The organism is Pseudoalteromonas sp. S1727 (genome assembly GCF_005886375.1).
Taxonomy (GTDB): Bacteria; Pseudomonadota; Gammaproteobacteria; order Enterobacterales; family Alteromonadaceae; genus Pseudoalteromonas; species Pseudoalteromonas haloplanktis.
Window position 1 is genome coordinate 17019 of record NZ_PNDT01000021.1, and the last position, 15550, is coordinate 32568.

Annotated in this window: 18 protein-coding genes; 5 read left to right on the forward strand and 13 right to left on the reverse strand. The window is 39.8% G+C overall.

The window, feature by feature from the left end:
- Positions 1-49 precede the first annotated feature (49 nt).
- A complete protein-coding gene (locus CWB85_RS06600; RefSeq protein WP_138554460.1) occupies positions 50-2551 on the reverse strand; it encodes a S8 family serine peptidase in 2502 nt (833 codons plus the stop codon).
- A 599-nt stretch (positions 2552-3150) separates the two neighbouring features.
- Between CWB85_RS06600 and CWB85_RS06605 the strand changes: the two genes are divergently transcribed.
- From CWB85_RS06605 to CWB85_RS06620, 4 genes are read left to right on the forward strand one after another with little or no spacing between them, the layout of a single operon-like run.
- On the forward strand, positions 3151-4665 hold the full coding sequence (locus CWB85_RS06605; protein WP_016707077.1) for a curlin: 1515 nt from the start codon (positions 3151-3153) through the stop codon (positions 4663-4665).
- A 36-nt stretch (positions 4666-4701) separates the two neighbouring features.
- Positions 4702-5100 (forward strand): curli production assembly/transport protein CsgE, encoded by a 399-nt coding sequence (locus CWB85_RS06610; RefSeq protein ID WP_016707078.1) that lies wholly within the window; start codon positions 4702-4704, stop codon positions 5098-5100.
- A complete protein-coding gene (locus tag CWB85_RS06615; protein WP_502705315.1) occupies positions 5090-5530 on the forward strand; it encodes a curli assembly protein CsgF in 441 nt (146 codons plus the stop codon). The genes CWB85_RS06610 and CWB85_RS06615 overlap by 11 nt, the downstream gene beginning before the upstream one ends.
- A complete protein-coding gene (locus CWB85_RS06620; RefSeq protein ID WP_016707080.1) occupies positions 5531-6304 on the forward strand; it encodes a CsgG/HfaB family protein in 774 nt (257 codons plus the stop codon).
- 22 nt (positions 6305-6326) lie between these two features.
- Here the strand turns inward: CWB85_RS06620 and CWB85_RS06625 are convergent, their stop codons facing one another.
- From CWB85_RS06625 to CWB85_RS06655, 7 genes are all read right to left on the reverse strand, one after another.
- The gene (locus tag CWB85_RS06625) at positions 6327-6698 is read right to left on the reverse strand and encodes a hypothetical protein (RefSeq protein ID WP_016707081.1); all 372 of its coding nucleotides are present in this window, start codon (positions 6696-6698) and stop codon (positions 6327-6329) included.
- Positions 6699-6742: 44 nt separating this feature from the next.
- Positions 6743-7204 (reverse strand): HIT family protein, encoded by a 462-nt coding sequence (locus CWB85_RS06630; RefSeq protein ID WP_016707082.1) that lies wholly within the window; start codon positions 7202-7204, stop codon positions 6743-6745.
- Positions 7205-7341: 137 nt separating this feature from the next.
- The gene (locus CWB85_RS06635; RefSeq protein ID WP_029216007.1) at positions 7342-8034 is read right to left on the reverse strand and encodes a response regulator transcription factor; all 693 of its coding nucleotides are present in this window, start codon (positions 8032-8034) and stop codon (positions 7342-7344) included.
- Positions 8035-8332: 298 nt separating this feature from the next.
- Positions 8333-9538 (reverse strand): sugar efflux transporter, encoded by a 1206-nt coding sequence (locus CWB85_RS06640; RefSeq protein ID WP_138554461.1) that lies wholly within the window; start codon positions 9536-9538, stop codon positions 8333-8335.
- Positions 9539-9618: 80 nt separating this feature from the next.
- A complete protein-coding gene (locus tag CWB85_RS06645) occupies positions 9619-10263 on the reverse strand; it encodes a GDSL-type esterase/lipase family protein (protein ID WP_138554462.1) in 645 nt (214 codons plus the stop codon).
- A complete protein-coding gene (locus CWB85_RS06650) occupies positions 10264-10788 on the reverse strand; it encodes a DsrE family protein (RefSeq protein WP_016707086.1) in 525 nt (174 codons plus the stop codon).
- A gap of 48 nt (positions 10789-10836) precedes the next feature.
- Positions 10837-11301: a flavodoxin family protein gene (locus CWB85_RS06655; RefSeq protein WP_016707087.1), complete on the reverse strand. Its 465-nt coding sequence runs from the start codon at positions 11299-11301 to the stop codon at positions 10837-10839.
- Positions 11302-11401: 100 nt separating this feature from the next.
- Between CWB85_RS06655 and soxR the strand changes: the two genes are divergently transcribed.
- Positions 11402-11863: a redox-sensitive transcriptional activator SoxR gene (gene soxR / locus CWB85_RS06660; protein ID WP_138554463.1), complete on the forward strand. Its 462-nt coding sequence runs from the start codon at positions 11402-11404 to the stop codon at positions 11861-11863.
- A 15-nt stretch (positions 11864-11878) separates the two neighbouring features.
- Here soxR and CWB85_RS06665 read toward each other — a convergent pair whose 3' ends face one another.
- From CWB85_RS06665 to CWB85_RS06680, 5 genes are all read right to left on the reverse strand, one after another.
- Positions 11879-12385: a DUF6795 domain-containing protein gene (locus CWB85_RS06665; protein WP_016707089.1), complete on the reverse strand. Its 507-nt coding sequence runs from the start codon at positions 12383-12385 to the stop codon at positions 11879-11881.
- 388 nt (positions 12386-12773) lie between these two features.
- On the reverse strand, positions 12774-12935 hold the full coding sequence (locus CWB85_RS22460; RefSeq protein ID WP_171038992.1) for a hypothetical protein: 162 nt from the start codon (positions 12933-12935) through the stop codon (positions 12774-12776).
- A 29-nt stretch (positions 12936-12964) separates the two neighbouring features.
- Entirely contained in the window at positions 12965-13423 is a 459-nt protein-coding gene (locus CWB85_RS06670; RefSeq protein ID WP_138554464.1) for a hypothetical protein, read from the reverse strand.
- Positions 13424-13474: 51 nt separating this feature from the next.
- Positions 13475-14461, reverse strand: a complete 987-nt coding sequence (locus tag CWB85_RS06675; protein ID WP_138554465.1) for a hypothetical protein — start codon at positions 14459-14461, stop codon at positions 13475-13477.
- 105 nt (positions 14462-14566) lie between these two features.
- The gene (locus CWB85_RS06680; protein ID WP_138554466.1) at positions 14567-15550 is read right to left on the reverse strand and encodes a hypothetical protein; all 984 of its coding nucleotides are present in this window, start codon (positions 15548-15550) and stop codon (positions 14567-14569) included.

Consider the following 15550-nt stretch of genomic DNA (forward strand, 5'->3'; position numbering starts at 1 on the left):
TGCAGGGGAAATAACAGGGCTTAGCTATTTTGGTTAAAATGTAATTAATTTATTCGAATGTCACCGTCATGATGTTCGAACATACATTTTCTGTAACACATAATTGGTAGTCATATGCAGGTAACGTGGCATTACGAGCGAAGTCACGATAGCGACCAGTGTCTGCGGTTGTACCAACCAACTCGCCATTTCTATATACACTAAGTGTTTGCTCGCCAACTTGTGGCCAACTTAACTCTACGCGCATAGTATTAAGGCGTGTTTTGTTCGCACGTACTAAGCTCAACTCAATTTCAACATCACTCACAACCACTGTTTGCATTGATGTATCAGTATTGCCTTCGCTATCAGTGACCGTCAGGGTTACTTCATAATTCCCAGCTTGCGCATAGGTATGGGCTGGGCTTGCATCTGTTGACGTAGCGCCATCACCAAAGTCCCAGCTCCACTGCGTGATATCGTTATTTGCATCACGGCTAGTGTCTGTAAAGCTTACTGCAAGGCCTTGTGTGTCAAACTCAAAACCGGCCTCTGGTGGTTGCGGGCTAACTTCGCCAATAGCACTAAAGGTCAATGACCAATTGTTTAAATTCCCCGTGTCAGCTGCAAAGGCATCTTCGACATATAATGTCCAATCACCCGTTGCCACTTCGCCATTAAAATCAGCCAGTGCATAACTTTGTACTAAATCATCAGCACTCCCGCCTGATTGACTATGCAAGGTTGACGTGGTGCCTGTTGGTGAAGTTAACGTAACAATTAAATCACCAATATAACTATGTGAAATATTAATATCTGCTTGAGTCGCAAAAACAGTCAGCGGATCATTTACTGTGATCACTGAACTGATACCAGCCACATCGTTATCGGGAATATCAACTGGGGTTTCATTTGTGTAAGTGAAATCATTTAAGCCCACAGGGTCAACCAATAAACCTACTGACTTTTGCTTAGCAAGCTCACCTGAGCTGCCATTTACAGTAAAGTTATAGCTTCCCCATTGGGTAGATTCTAACGTGGGTACCGTTAATGTTACGGTATCGCCTGGCATTGCGGTTGTTGCAGATAAACTCGCCTGCGCCAAATCACTCACTAACTCTAGATCAACAACGCCACTCCAATCTGCTATGGAGCCAATTTCGAATGTATAGGTTGCCGTTTCACCGGCAGTGATCTGCTGACTAGTTGGTGTTACAGATAATTTAAAACTTGGTGTTGGATCGGCTTCTTCAAGCGCTCTATTAGCATTAAGGCGTTTACCTGATACTGTTTTACCTTGTAACTGGGTGTTGTCATCACCACTGCTCATTAGCAACTGTTTAAGCTCACTTGTTGATAGGTCAGGATTTAGTGACAACACCAAAGCCGCAACACCCGCAACATGCGGCGTGGCCATTGACGTGCCAGAATAAGTTGCATAATCATTGCCTGGTACAGTTGAATAGATAGCGCTGCCTGGTGCACCAAGATCAACACTGGTTAAACCCCACTGAGAAAAATCAGACATATAATCGTTACGATCAGTACTGGCCACTGACAACACGCTTTCATGCTCATAATTTGATGGATAATGTGGATTTTGATCATTATCAACGGCGTCATTACCTGCAGCGGCAACAAATAAAATGTCCGCTTGTTCACTGGCTGTGATCGCATCAGCAAGTGCTTGGCTAAAACCACCACCGCCCCAGCTATTATTCAGTACGCGAACATTCACACCATCATTTTTTAAGCTCACCATGTAATCAATACATTTAATTGCATCGGATGTAGAACCTGATCCTGACGCATCTAAGAATTTACAACCAACGATCGCCGCTTCATGGTTAACACCCACGATACCGTTATTATTATTGCCTGTGGCGCCAATAGTTCCTGATACATGCGTACCATGACCTTGATCATCCATTGGATCGCCAACATTAGTTATGGCATTAATACCATGCACATCATCTATATAACCATTGCCATCATTATCAATGCCATCGCCCGCTATTTCATTCGGATTTATCCACATATTAGCCATTAAGTCGCTATGACTGTGATCAACACCGGTATCAATAACCCCAATAACAACATCTTTACTGCCTGTGGAGATTGACCAAGCCTCTAGCGCATCAATATCCGCATCTGCGGTACCACTAGATTGGCCTTCATTATGTAATCCCCACAGCTTTGAAAAATCAGGATCGTTAGGCGCACTGGCAATACTCACGCGATAATCAGGCTCAACGTACTCTATCGCAGCATGGGTTTGCAGCAATTTAATCGCTTGCTTGGTGCTCATTCCTGCAACTTCAAATTTAGCTAAGCGGCCCGATAGAATCGACGCATAATTGTCATCGACCCCATCTTTATTTAAATCACTCACTTTTGCTTTTACTAAACTGCGAGCTTGACTGCGCATAGCCTGCGAGGTGCCTTTTTTATACATTACAAGTAACGAATTTTCAGAAGCGCGAACAGTTGGCTCTGCGGACATAGTCGTCACTTGTGCTGCTGCTAAACATGGCAAAATTGCCAAACTTAAAATAGATAATTTAGTTTTCATATTCTGTATCCATAGTTAGAAATATCAACTTGTCGCATAAATGCAACTACGATTTGCTAACTTCACTACTTTTGAAATATCACATGGCAAGCTTTATAAATGAACAGAAAAGCCATAACACACAAGAAAAATTCGCATGATCACTAAAAAATCAGTCATTAACACTATTTTTACAGGCAGACTTGTTAACAACACATTCATTTTTATGAGTTAAGGGCACTACAAAGGCACTTACTTAATCCCATTATTTTTTACCAACTTTTATTTAAAATGGGTAAATAAATTCAATAAATAACATAACCAACTGAAAATAAAGTAAATTAAAAACCCTAAAAAGAGATGATTTAAGTCTTTTTCAATTCACCATAAAGTGATCATTCGTTGATAACTGTTACCAACTAGTGCAAACAGTTTAGTGCTACTAGTACGGTGCCGTTATCGGCATCACTCTTCACTCTCTTTTGCAAGAGTGGGCTTTTTTGCTCTTGATATCACAAAACTTAATCAGCAAGGCATGCTGAAATACAACAACGCAGCTAGTTTGGGTGCTCAATAGCACTGAAATAGTCGCTTTAATAATTATAAGTTAAGGAAAAATCATGAAGTTAAAGAAATCATTATTAACATGTGCAATCGCAATTGCATTAAGTTCAAGCTTTGTGGCACACGCAAATATTGATGATAAAAATCAATCAAGCTCCGTATTAGCAAGCCAAGTCTCTAGTACTGCGGTGGGTAATGTACTCACCATTGAACAAACCTCATTGCAAGGTATTGGTAACGATGTAATGGTCACGCAGCAGGGTGATGGCCTTGAAGCAAACATAACAAGTTTAGGCGATAACAACAGCATTAGCGTTGATCAAAAACAATTTCAAAACTTGTCGTTAACCTACACCACTGGCGATAACAACACATTAAGTCACACTCAAGATGGTGAGGTTAATGGCGCATTGTCTGATATTACGGGCAATGATAACACCGTAACAGTTGCGCAATACGGTACTGGTTTTTTTGGTATTAATAACGAAGCGATTAACGTAGTTCAAGGTGACAGCAACGATATTGAAGTAACCCAACAAGATGGCGGCCATTGGTTCTATAACTTTGATTTGCAAGGCAGTGGTAACCAAATTAGCGCATCACAAGCGGGCCTTCTAAATGAAGCCACGCTGTCGCTGATCAGCGGTGACGAAAACACCATTGAAGTGACTCAAAACGGCTTGTTTAACGCTTTTACACTCAATGAACTGGTTGGTAATGCTAATGAAGTTGTGATCGATCAAGACGGTAATTTCAATGCTGTTACCGCTTTATCTATGCGTGGCGATGATAACAGCTTAGAGATTGAGCAAGCGGGTGACTCGAATACAGCATCATTCGCGGCTGTTGAAGGTAACGATAACGACCTAGCACTCGATCAAGAAGGCAACAGCAATAGCTTTACTTCAGAGTTATTTGCCGGGAATGACAACCAGGTTTCTGTTGATCAGCAACAAGATAATAATCAAGTCGGTGTTGATGTACTCGGTGATAACAACGAACTAACGGTAATGCAAAACGGTGCAATGAACGAAACTTACCTAGGTGCGATCGGTGCTGATAATGAGTTTTCAAGCACACAAATTGGTAGCGAAAACAGCGCCCATATTGCTAACTTTAATGGTGACGGCAATGATGTTGATTTAGCGCAAGCTGGTGATATGAACACCGCATTGATCCAATCTTCATACCCTGACACATCACTTACATCAAACGATAATGATATTAATATCAATCAACTGGGTAGCACTAACGAAGCAGTTATCACCTTTGCAAGTGTAATCGACAGTAATAATAACACGGTCGATTTTGTACAAAGTGGCGACCTAAATGCGATAGATTTAGTCATGGAAGGTAGCAATCACTCAATTGATATTGCCCAACAAGGCGATATGAATATGGTTGCTGGCATTGACGGCGGTGCATTTGTTGTTGGTGGTGACAATATCAACTTTGAAGTATCTCAAGTAGGTAACGGTAACTTGGTCGAAGGCTATATTACCAATTCTAATAGCTCTGTGATCATCACCCAAGTAGGTGATTACAACACAGCTACTGTGACCCAAGAATAGGGATATGGGGGGGCATGCCCCCCCATATTGAAACAGATGTTAGTGAAAACCTTTATTACAGCCCTAAGCTTACTGTTTTTAACCACATTCACAGCCTTATCTCAAGGTGCTGAGGAATTAGAGATAGATGGCCTAGTGCTTGATCGCAGCATTAGTCGTTTTGGTCACCAGTTTTATTTTGAATTTTCAAATCTTTGGCGCGACCTACCTTCAACTGCTGGTTTTAATATCGAAATAAAAGAAACAGTACTTCCTCGTGCGGGCACACAACTGACCTTAGTAATGAATAATCAAATTGTATATATCACCTATTTAGGCCGTCGTTTAGAGCCAATAGATGAGCGTGTGGAACACGCTTTATACAGTGTAATGGATGCAATGGCGCGCTCTAATTTACATAAAGCGTCGCCTGATATGGCAAAAAATGGATGGTAAAATGACCCCCTACTCAATAAAAAATATAACAACAATAATAGCCCTGTTATTTCCCTTATCAATCTCTGCCACAGAGCTTGTGTATACGCCTATTAACCCGAGTTTTGGTGGTAGCCCGCTCAATGCCAGTATGTTGCTCAACAAAGCACAAGCGCAGAACAAACATAAAGCGCCAATTATTGAGCAAAGCTACGCGGAGAAATTTCAAGACTCACTGGAGCGAACTTACCTAAATCGTATGGTAAGAGAGATCACCGATATTGCCTTTGGTGAAGATATTGACGAAAGTATTTTTAACCAAGACTCAATTTTTTTAAGCGGCGATTATGAAATTCAAGTGATCACCAGTACCGTAGATTCAATAACTGTGCGAATCACCAACACCACCGACAACAGTGTTTTGGTGATTGAAGTGCCGAGGTTTAGCTAAATGAAATCGTTATTCATTGCAGTACTCAGCCTTACTTTATCCGCATGCAGTAGCATGGGTAATTTGATCCCACCATCACAACAGCAAGCAACCAGTTTGGAGCCAACGCAAACCTTCCAAGCATTACAAAAATTGCCAACACCTGCGGGCAGTATTGCAGTTTCAGTTTACTCCTTTCGCGATCAAACTGGGCAGTATAAACCACAAGGCAATGTCAGTTCATTTTCAACCGCAGTCACTCAAGGTGCTAACTCAATTTTGATGCAAGCGCTGCATGAATCAGATTGGTTTATACCCGTGGAACGTGAAGGTTTACAAAATATCCTGACTGAGAGAAAAATTATTCGCGCCGCGCAAGCAGAACAACCCAATGCGATAGAACTACCACCCTTAACCACCGCCAAAATCATTTTAGAAGGCGGTATTATCAGCTACGACACCAATGTAAAAACCGGTGGTTTTGGGATGGAATATTTTGGTATCGGCGCATCAGAACTGTACCGAGAAGATGCCATATCAATTTATTTACGCGCGGTGGATGTACGTACAGGACAAGTGCTGCTCTCAGTTGCCACCAGTAAAAAAGTACTCAGCCAAGAAATGCGCGCAGGCTTTTTCCGTTATGTCAGTTACAAACGTCTAGCAGAAGCCGAAGCCGGTTTTAGTGATAACGAGCCGATGAGTATTTGTGTAACCCAAGCAATTGAAAAAGCCCTCAGTGATTTAGTTATCAAAGGCATCGACAAAGGCATATGGGCAAGCAAGCGTAGCTAAACGCGAGGCACTTTAATCATCGCTAGTAGTTATTGCCAACGGCAATACATAATCCTGCGATACAAAAAAAGAATAGCCACGACAAATGCTTGCCTCGGGTAAATGCCAGCGACATTACACCACTTAGAATAAACACCACAGCGATAATATGCAGGATATCAATACTGTAATTACCGCTGGAGTATAATATACAGCAGATGATAGCCGCAAAGCCCCACCAAGCAATGGTGGTTAAGTGCCAAGCAAATCGCAATACCCGTTTTGTAAACCAATCACTGCCTAATAATTTTGGTAAATTGTCGCGTTTAAATAGGCGGATCAAAATATACTTTTCACCCAAGTATGAGTGAATAATTCCGCAAAATAACAGTAAAAAAGCTGCTGCTTCTAACATGATGATCCCTTGTTCTGATTTAAAATAGCCTAACCTCTAATACCTTACGCATGTTCTCGAAGTAATTGAGCTAAAGCGGCAAGTTCATTGTCGTCAGCTCTTTCACAATCATGGGATGATAAATACCCTTGGTACTTTTCTATAAATGGCCCAAATGTCGGCTCTATATGGTGAAAATCAGATCCACTACCGGTACCATGCATTGGCGATAACTTACTATGCAAGTGATCAATTTCATATCCTTCTAAAAACATACCGGTTCGCCCCACACCTTCTAGTGCAGAGTCTAAAATAAGGGCTACTTTTTTAGTTGCTACAATCAATTTTTCAAGTACGTGATCAGATTGCGCAAAGGCATAGCTGGAAAGGTGCTGTTTAGGAATAACCACCGTCGCCCCTTTGGTATTTGGGTAGATAGTTAAAAAAGCCAAATGTTCATCGTCTTCCCATACTTTATGGCAAGGTTCTTTACCCGAAACAATATCGCAAAATACACATTGCGTCATAATTCATCCTTGATCTTTCTATATTTTTTATAGCCACTCAGTGACTAATGCCATAAAAGTTGAAGTTGAAAACAGTATATTAAACAGCAAATGTACCGATTGCAATTACATCCACCTTTTTGCTTAACGCAGCTCCGTTAGTTCTGCAATGGTAACCTAATCGCCATATAACGCTGTGCCCAATTAGATAATTCGATGCGATTGCGTGAATTAGTTTTTTTAAACGCGCTATAAAGGTGGGTTTTTACGGTGTGATCACTAATATTCAAACGCTCGGCGATACTATGATTATTCGCCCCTTGTGCGAGTAAGTAGATCACTGATTTTTCACGTTTAGTTAGATTTGATAATGCTTCAGGTTCACTATCTGCATCGTGATTAGATTGCGGCTCAAAACGACTTACCATGGCCAGCACTTCATTAAATGTCGCTGATATTATCTTGCGGCTAAACCAAAGTTCATCATTGATTATCCGCATTAACCCTTTGAATACATCTTCGGGTAAATCATTATTATAAAAAACACCTTTAAAATTATTAAGTAACAGGTTTTTTTCACAAATAGCATCTGACTGCGCATTAAACACAATAACTGGTTTCACTTTAGCCAATGCCAATAAATCTGCTGGAATTAAGTTTTGCCAATTACAGCCATTGCTATCAATTAAAAAAAGGTCAAACTCATTGCGATTGTTACAGTGAGGTAGACTATCGTCCATCTTCACTTTGCTAAAAAAAGCATCAAGAATTTTAATTAAGTAGGGATAGCACTGCGAGCGAACAGGCATTTTTAAAACCGTTTTAATAAATACAGAGGTTGGTTGAATCATTGCATCTCGTCCTTGAAACATTTTGTTTACAATACCTAAATCAACTACAACATTCAACCTGTTTTTTATTCAAATCCATTGATTTATAAAGAAATAAAAATAGCTAAACGTCTAGACACCTAACTATTAAGAATCTCTTGCAACAACCCTTTTTCATTAAATTAAAAACAAAAAACAACCTTTTGTTATTAATGAATTATTTAACTAAATTATAAAATCGTGACGTAAGTTACGAGTTCTAAAATTAATACCCATTAGCTCAATACCCAAAGCCGCTATGTGTGAACTAGCGGCTTTTTTAAATCACATTTTGAGCTAATAATTGTCCTTGCGACTCGCTCTCTTGGCGCTTTAAATAACTAAATAATAATAAACAACTCAGCGCAAGACTTGCCGCGATAAGCGAGCCAAGTGTAGCAAAACGAAAACTAAACCACTGTGCAATTAAACCCGTACTGGCAGTACCAAGCATCACCCCTACTTTAATTGCATTACCATAAAAAGCAGAAGTAAAACCAATCCGTGACGGCAGCTGTTCTTGTAAAATTGTTAGACCGATACCCGCAAAAATGCCATAAAAAATAGCATTAACACCTTGCAGTATGAAGAATTGCCATACTTGGTTGGCAAAAAATACACCAAGGTAGAACAAAATAGCACAGCTAAAAGCAAAACCTAGTAAGGTTGTTTTAGTGATGCGTTTGCTGAGCTTTGCGGTATACAGCATTACAGGTATTTCAATTAATGCCACCATGCCCATAAATATTCCAGGCATATTATTGGCAAAGCCCAGTTCATTAATTGTATAAAGCGGTAAGGCACTGGCGTACATAATATTGCCAATTGAGCCAAAGGTTATAGCAGCACCTAAAGCCCAAAACGATAGATTGATAGGCTGATTTGGCTCAGCCTTTTTAGCTCTGTCGTTAGCATCAGTGCTTGGCAAAAACTTCATTGCAAAAATTAATGCCAGTAATGCAAACGTCGCCGCGGTATAAAATGAGCGGCTAAAAGCAACGCCAGACGCAAGTAGGTAACCAAGTGGTGGGCCTGCGACCCAGGCAAATGAAATAGCGGCTCTTAGGCGAGTATTAAACTGAGTGATATCAATATGTGCTTGCTGATCAGCCCACTGGCGAGCAATGGTCATAACTTGCGGTATCGCAGCGTTTCCCATCGAGAGCAAGAGAACTCCGGCTGCAAACACTTGCCAAAAAGACGTTGCGTTGGCAAACACAACTAATGCCATCCCCATGCCAGAGACCGCGATCATAAACATCTTTTTAGCACTCACCCCCTTATCAGCCAACCCACCTAACCATTGACTAAAAAGAATGCCCATCAAAGTGACCCCTGTGGTGTATACACCCAAATAAATAGGTGGGCTTTGTAAACCCTCAACAATAAACAAACTCATAAGTGGATTAACAAATGCGCCAATTAAGCCCGTTAATAAGCTTAATAAAATAAAAACCACACCATATTGTTTGAATATTGACTTCAAGAAACACCACACAGACCTAAAAATAAGCCGCGCATTATACGCAGCTTTAAGTAATATTAAAATACAAATTGGATTATTAATTAATCAACATCGACGCTACAATTAACCAGAAAACCTTTCTCATTACGCAATAAGCTATCCAAGTGCTCAGCAAGCAAATTATGTGAAGCTGGTGCTAGATGGATCCCTTCATTAGGGCATGGATTTACTAGCGAATAAGCATCTAAAAAATGACATTGGTGTAATTTTGCAATCTCAGCATAGCGTGGTGCTAACTGTTGCGATTTAATTTCAGCACCAGCGTAGATACGTTGATATTGGCTAACTTCATAAACTTTAGACGGGCTAATAACAATACGTTTTGGTAGCCTAATATTGGTATAAAAGTGAGTAATCTCTAGCAGTAACTTATTCAACCCTTGCGCTATTTGTTCAGGCGTTAAATTAAAGCGGGTTTTTAAATCATTGGTACCAAGCTGAATAATAATCACATCCAATTGATTTTCTTCAAGATAAGGCTTTAAATATTTTAATCCAGACTTATCTCCGTTGAACGGCGGGTTATTCACCAAAGTACGATTAGGCTGCCCTGCTTCAATAACTTCATCACCCTCTCTCATTAACTGCTTTAATAAAGTAGGCCAGCGTTCCCCCTCAGCCAGCCGTTTGCCATCAACCGGTGAAATTCCAAAGGTATTAGAATCACCAAAACAAAGGATATTCATCTAAAACGGATTCAATGTATAACCTTGTTGCTGCAACTGCGCATGGGCAGTCATGGCTGAAAGCGCCATTTTCACTCCAGGTATTAGTTGCCCAGCCGCCACTTTCATATGAGTTGCCGATTGCCCACACACATACACAACTGTATTATTAGCAAGGAGTTGCTCAATCAAAGATTGGGTTTTGTTATCTTTGTCAAAACGCGCTTTATAAAAGCTATTTTCAAGCACATCAACACTCGCACCACCATGTACAACTAACGCCAACTGAATGTTTTCTGGTTTTACTCCATGGGCAACATGCATATTGATAAAACGCGCTAGCGAGTTAATATGATTATTTTGTGAGCCCTTTGCAGCGCCATCGCCTACATCAAAGGCAATCTTAAACTGTGCTTGACTCAAATCAGAGACATGAGCTGGCACGTTATAAAAATAACCATAGTCTTTAATTACAGGAGCTGGCTCGTCTGCCAAACAAGTTAGGCTAGTTAAGAGTAGGCTTAAGCCAGTAAGTAACGTTTTCATAAATCATCCTTTTTACTTTTTTACTTAGCCTAACGCTAATTAGCATAATTAACTAGCCTGAACATGCGAATGGGCTTTAAAAGTCATCCCTAAATAATTGAATGTATGTTTAAACATATCAATAAATGCATCCGGCGCAGTCGCAGATGCTGCATTAGACAGAATTGAAAACTGTTTTTGTCTTAAGGTTCTCAGCTTTGGCTTAAGTGCTTCGTCATCCATATAGTCGGTAATTCTATCCATAAACGCCTTCATTTTCGGTGTCGTACTATACCAATACACAGGGGATGCAAACACCCAGTGTTCATAACGTAATAGCACCTCAAACAGGTTATAGAAATCATCATTTTTATATTGCTTATCATAGCGATAAGGTGAAATAACATAGTCATCTAAGCAAAAAACAATGCCACTTTGTTGTTTGCTATACGCATTAGCTTGTGCGGTGGTATTGCCATTTTTACGGCCACTTGAATAAATGATTGCGGTATTATTTACTGATTTGTCTTGCATTGAGTTAACTCCTTTTTTTATGATGGAGCAAAGCTTAAAACCTCAAGTTAACTTAAGGTCAACAAGCAATTTAGAAACTTTTTTAACAAGAAGAAAAACGATGACCATTCAACAGAAGAAACTCATCGAGGCTAACTTAACAGTGGGCTTTGTGGCTAAGCGCAGTGGTGTAAAGGTATCAACACTACACTTTTACGAAACGAAAGGGTTAATACGTAGCTGGCGCAATAATGGTAACCAACGCCGATATAAACCAGACGTGCTACGCCGCGTTGCCGTTATAAAAGCGGCTCAAGCAATGGGTATAACGCTTGAAGAAATAAAGCAAACTCTTGCCACCTTACCCGACGAACGCACGCCCACCAAAAAGGATTGGTCAGCCTTGTCTAAACAATGGCAAGCCCAACTTGATGAACGCATTGCCTTTATGCAGCGCTTACGCGAACGAGTCGATGGCTGCATAGGCTGCGGCTGCCTGTCGATGGACAAATGCCCTATTTATAATAAAGACGATTACTTAGGTGATATACAAAACGGTGCAGTATTATTGAATAACAACTAAATTATAATCAATTTGTCAAAGCTTACAGGTTGTGTAAATAGTAAAACTTTGGCCTTTATTTTCTGCAATAGGTATATCGTATGTATGCGGCTCTTGAGCAATATCACACACAAGATTGCCTAATAGTTTAACAAGCGTTTGACTATCAGGATTCAAGGAAATAATTGAATACCATATAATTACGCCCTCTGGCGTACCATCATCAATATAAATATGTTGATGAACGGACTCGTTATCAAACATATTACTTGGTTTAGCCGTCCTAATTACCTTTTCTGGAAATGAAAAACGACCATAGTGATCGGTAACAGACTTATCAATATATTCCTTGCTATATGTAAGCGACCTCAGCACCTCTACTCCTGCTTGAGGTTTGCCATCACTTAACAAAACACCTTTAACTGGCGCTGATAATACATAATCCTGCTTTTGAAAAAAACCAAACATATCTGCGTAAGCCTGCATTGTCATAAGTAAAATGAGGGTACTTATTGAATAAAACATAAATCTGCGCATTAACATATCTACTTTCCCTTATTTTTCTTCATAGAGCCTAATAATGAGATATCACTCAAATGGAGAAAGTAATTCTAATTACCTGATAACAAAGTTATGTGGCATCTATTACGGTAGCTAAATCATTTTGCAATTAACTACAGATCTACCATAAAAAACGATGTGAATTTTTGCCACAAGGTTTTCCCGAACTTGATCTCGCTTTCAGCTTTTATGTTATCTGCATATTTCCATGGAAATTTAAAAATATCCGGTGGTGTTAGCTTTTTGATAGGTTTACTCATCAATAAGTTGTCGAGCTGCTCCTCGTCACATAGAGTCACGCTCATCAGTCGCTATTTCATCTCTAAATTTTGCGTCTTGCTTACCTCTGTAAGCGGTCTCTGCATACTGCTCAAGCATATTCTATTTCCTTTATTATCCATGCCTTATCAGGTACTTCACCGTCTTCCCAATCGTTTCGCTCATCTATATCAACGTAAGGCAAGGTGACATTTTTATCTAACCGATATTGCACTTTTACTTGCCAATCAACTTCAAAATGTTTCGGCCACATTGATAAAGTTGGGATAGCATAGACCTAAATTAACTAGCGTTGTTAAGCTGAAAAATAAAATCATTAATTTGCTGGTTATTTTTAGCAATAATAAACTTATCCTTATCGTACATCCTTAGCTCATAACCATTGAAGTCTAGCTTTTCTCCTTTATAAATCACCTCAACATGATTAATAAAATACACTTCCCAATATGACTTATTGATACTAACTAACTGTGTACACCCATAAGTTAATAAAAAGCCAATCGTCGCAATAGGGCCTGGGTATAGTTGCCAAAATTGAGTCAACGACATATCTCCTCGAATATAGAGAGAATCAGGCCCTGTTAGTGACGTAAAAATTGCAGACAGTGTCAATAATGCAGAAGCAGCTACTATGACAGTCCATATAGCCACATTCAAACTGGCGTTGAAGTGTGCCTTATAATTAGCCGTAAAGTTTACAACCGTGAATTTGCTTGGGATACTTTTAATTGTTGCGTTCATCTTTTCGTCCTTGTTCATGACTTCCCTCTTAATAATTTTAGAATATTGTATTTACGGTATACCGCAGGTTAATTGCATATATAACCGTTTGGCTTTGTATTTCCAATTTAAGGTTTCTTTTCTTTCAGGTTCAGGGGTCCAGCGTTGCCATGGTTTGGTGATTTCGGGCTGGGGGGCGTCGTTATACCAATCTATTTTGTATGCTTCATCATATAACTCATGGTAGATTTCAGTTTGTTGGGCTGGGCTCATATCACGCCAGTACACCTCTGGGCGATTGTTTTGTTTATCAAACTCAGCGGTGATTGGGTCAAGGTATCTGTAGCCTTCGTACTCAGGAATATCGGGTAATGGCTTGGTATTATCCATAAAGCGCACTAAGCGCTCCCAAAACAACAAACAATAGATAGGGTTTTGTGCAAGTTCAGTGACCACTATGGTCATTTTGGTTTGTGGGTATTTATCTCTATTTTTATGCGATATCACCGGAAAAAAAGCCCGAGAGCCTCCTTGGTCGGTACTTTGGTTTACCAGTACACATTTCATATCACGCCAGTCAAAACAGCAATTACCAAATTCATCCCGTTCCTCACAACCGGGAATATCAAAGGTATAACCGACTTTGCCTGTAAGGCGGTCAAAATAGGCATGTTTAGGTGAAAATACCAAATCCCAAAGAGGGAATAAATTTAAAAATAGTAAGTTCCAGCCTAACACTAAGTATAAGAACCACAAAGGGTAACTATCTGAGCCAAATGGTAGCCACCATAAAGTGAATAAACCTAAAAACGAACTCCCAACAAACCCTAAAAACATAGGGCCAAACAAAAGTAGCCTAATTAAACTATTGCCGCATGAGTGAGTTTGAAATCGTTGAGGGTTCTTCTCAATCGTTGTTTTTTTTGTGTAATACCATTTAGCTAACAAGCATAAGCCACTAAACTTTGTTTGCAAGTCGAGTGTATTACCTTGCTCGAAAAATTGGTTATAAATTGTTTTCCTAGGCAAAGTTCCACCCAAATATTTCAATATACTCATATTATTCCTTTCTTAGTAAACCTAGGCAGCACTTATGCCACCTAGGTTTGAATTCCTTTTCTGATTGCTAAAGAGCGGTAAAAGGTAAATATTAAAATAGAGTATTCACGGTATACCGCAGGTTAGCTGTAGAAATAACCGTTTGGCTTTGTATTTCCAATTCAAGGTTTCTTTTCTTTCAGGTTCAGGGGTCCAGCGTTGCCATGGTTTGGTGATTTCGGGCTGGGGGGCGTCGTTATACCAATCTATTTTGTATGCCTCAGCATATAGCTCATCATAAATTTCGGTTTGTTGTTTAAAGCTCATATCACGCCAGTACACCTCTGGGCGATTGTTTTGTTTATCAAACTCAGCGGTTATTGGGTCAAGGTATCTGTAGCCTTCGTACTCAGGAATATCGGGCAATGGCTTGGTATTATCCATAAAGCGCACTAAGCGCTCCCAAAACAACAAACAATAGATAGGGTTTTGTGCAAGTTCAGTGACAACAATGGTCATTTTTGTATCTGGGTATTTATCTCTATCTTTATGCGATATCACCGGGAAAAAAGCCCGAGAGCCTCCTTGGTCGGTGCTTTGGTTTACCAGTACACATTTCATATCACGCCAATCAAAACAACAATTACCAAATTCATCCCGCTCGTCGCAACCAGGGATATCAAAGGTATACCCGACTTTACCTGTAAGGCGGTCAAAATAGGCATATTTAGGTGAAAACACCAAATCCCAAAGAGGGAATAAGTTTAAAAATAGTAAATTCCAGCACAGTACTAAGTTTAAAAACCACCATGGAAAACTATCCTCAGAAAAAGGGTAAACAATAAAAAAGATCGCAACAACACAGCTCCCAACAAACCCTAAAAACATAGGACCAAACAATAAGAGTCTAATTGGACTATTGCCGCATGAGTGGGTTTGAAATCGTTGAGGGTTCTTCTCAGTCATTGTTTTTTTTGTGTAATACCATTTAGCTAACAGGCATAAGCCACTGAATTTTTTTTGCAAGTCGAGTGTATTACCTTGCTCGAAAAATTGGTTAAAAATTGTTTTCCTAGGCAGAGCTCCACCCAAATATTTAAAAATACTCAT

What these genes read in the sequence shown, in the direction of transcription:
- CWB85_RS06610 (WP_016707078.1), top strand. Translation starts at nt 4,702, where the DNA reads ATGTTAGTGAAAACCTTTATTACAGCCCTAAGCTTACTGTTTTTAACC.
- CWB85_RS06655 (WP_016707087.1), bottom strand. Translation starts at nt 11,301, where the DNA reads ATGCAAGACAAATCAGTAAATAATACCGCAATCATTTATTCAAGTGGC.
- CWB85_RS06615 (WP_502705315.1), top strand. Translation starts at nt 5,090, where the DNA reads ATGGATGGTAAAATGACCCCCTACTCAATAAAAAATATAACAACAATA.
- CWB85_RS06620 (WP_016707080.1), top strand. Translation starts at nt 5,531, where the DNA reads ATGAAATCGTTATTCATTGCAGTACTCAGCCTTACTTTATCCGCATGC.
- CWB85_RS06630 (WP_016707082.1), bottom strand. Translation starts at nt 7,204, where the DNA reads ATGACGCAATGTGTATTTTGCGATATTGTTTCGGGTAAAGAACCTTGC.
- CWB85_RS06675 (WP_138554465.1), bottom strand. Translation starts at nt 14,461, where the DNA reads ATGAGTATATTGAAATATTTGGGTGGAACTTTGCCTAGGAAAACAATT.
- CWB85_RS22460 (WP_171038992.1), bottom strand. Translation starts at nt 12,935, where the DNA reads ATGTGGCCGAAACATTTTGAAGTTGATTGGCAAGTAAAAGTGCAATAT.
- CWB85_RS06645 (WP_138554462.1), bottom strand. Translation starts at nt 10,263, where the DNA reads ATGAATATCCTTTGTTTTGGTGATTCTAATACCTTTGGAATTTCACCG.
- CWB85_RS06625 (WP_016707081.1), bottom strand. Translation starts at nt 6,698, where the DNA reads ATGTTAGAAGCAGCAGCTTTTTTACTGTTATTTTGCGGAATTATTCAC.
- CWB85_RS06635 (WP_029216007.1), bottom strand. Translation starts at nt 8,034, where the DNA reads ATGATTCAACCAACCTCTGTATTTATTAAAACGGTTTTAAAAATGCCT.
- soxR (WP_138554463.1), top strand. Translation starts at nt 11,402, where the DNA reads ATGACCATTCAACAGAAGAAACTCATCGAGGCTAACTTAACAGTGGGC.
- CWB85_RS06605 (WP_016707077.1), top strand. Translation starts at nt 3,151, where the DNA reads ATGAAGTTAAAGAAATCATTATTAACATGTGCAATCGCAATTGCATTA.
- CWB85_RS06650 (WP_016707086.1), bottom strand. Translation starts at nt 10,788, where the DNA reads ATGAAAACGTTACTTACTGGCTTAAGCCTACTCTTAACTAGCCTAACT.
- CWB85_RS06680 (WP_138554466.1), bottom strand. Translation starts at nt 15,550, where the DNA reads ATGAGTATTTTTAAATATTTGGGTGGAGCTCTGCCTAGGAAAACAATT.
- CWB85_RS06670 (WP_138554464.1), bottom strand. Translation starts at nt 13,423, where the DNA reads ATGAACGCAACAATTAAAAGTATCCCAAGCAAATTCACGGTTGTAAAC.
- CWB85_RS06600 (WP_138554460.1), bottom strand. Translation starts at nt 2,551, where the DNA reads ATGAAAACTAAATTATCTATTTTAAGTTTGGCAATTTTGCCATGTTTA.
- CWB85_RS06665 (WP_016707089.1), bottom strand. Translation starts at nt 12,385, where the DNA reads ATGTTAATGCGCAGATTTATGTTTTATTCAATAAGTACCCTCATTTTA.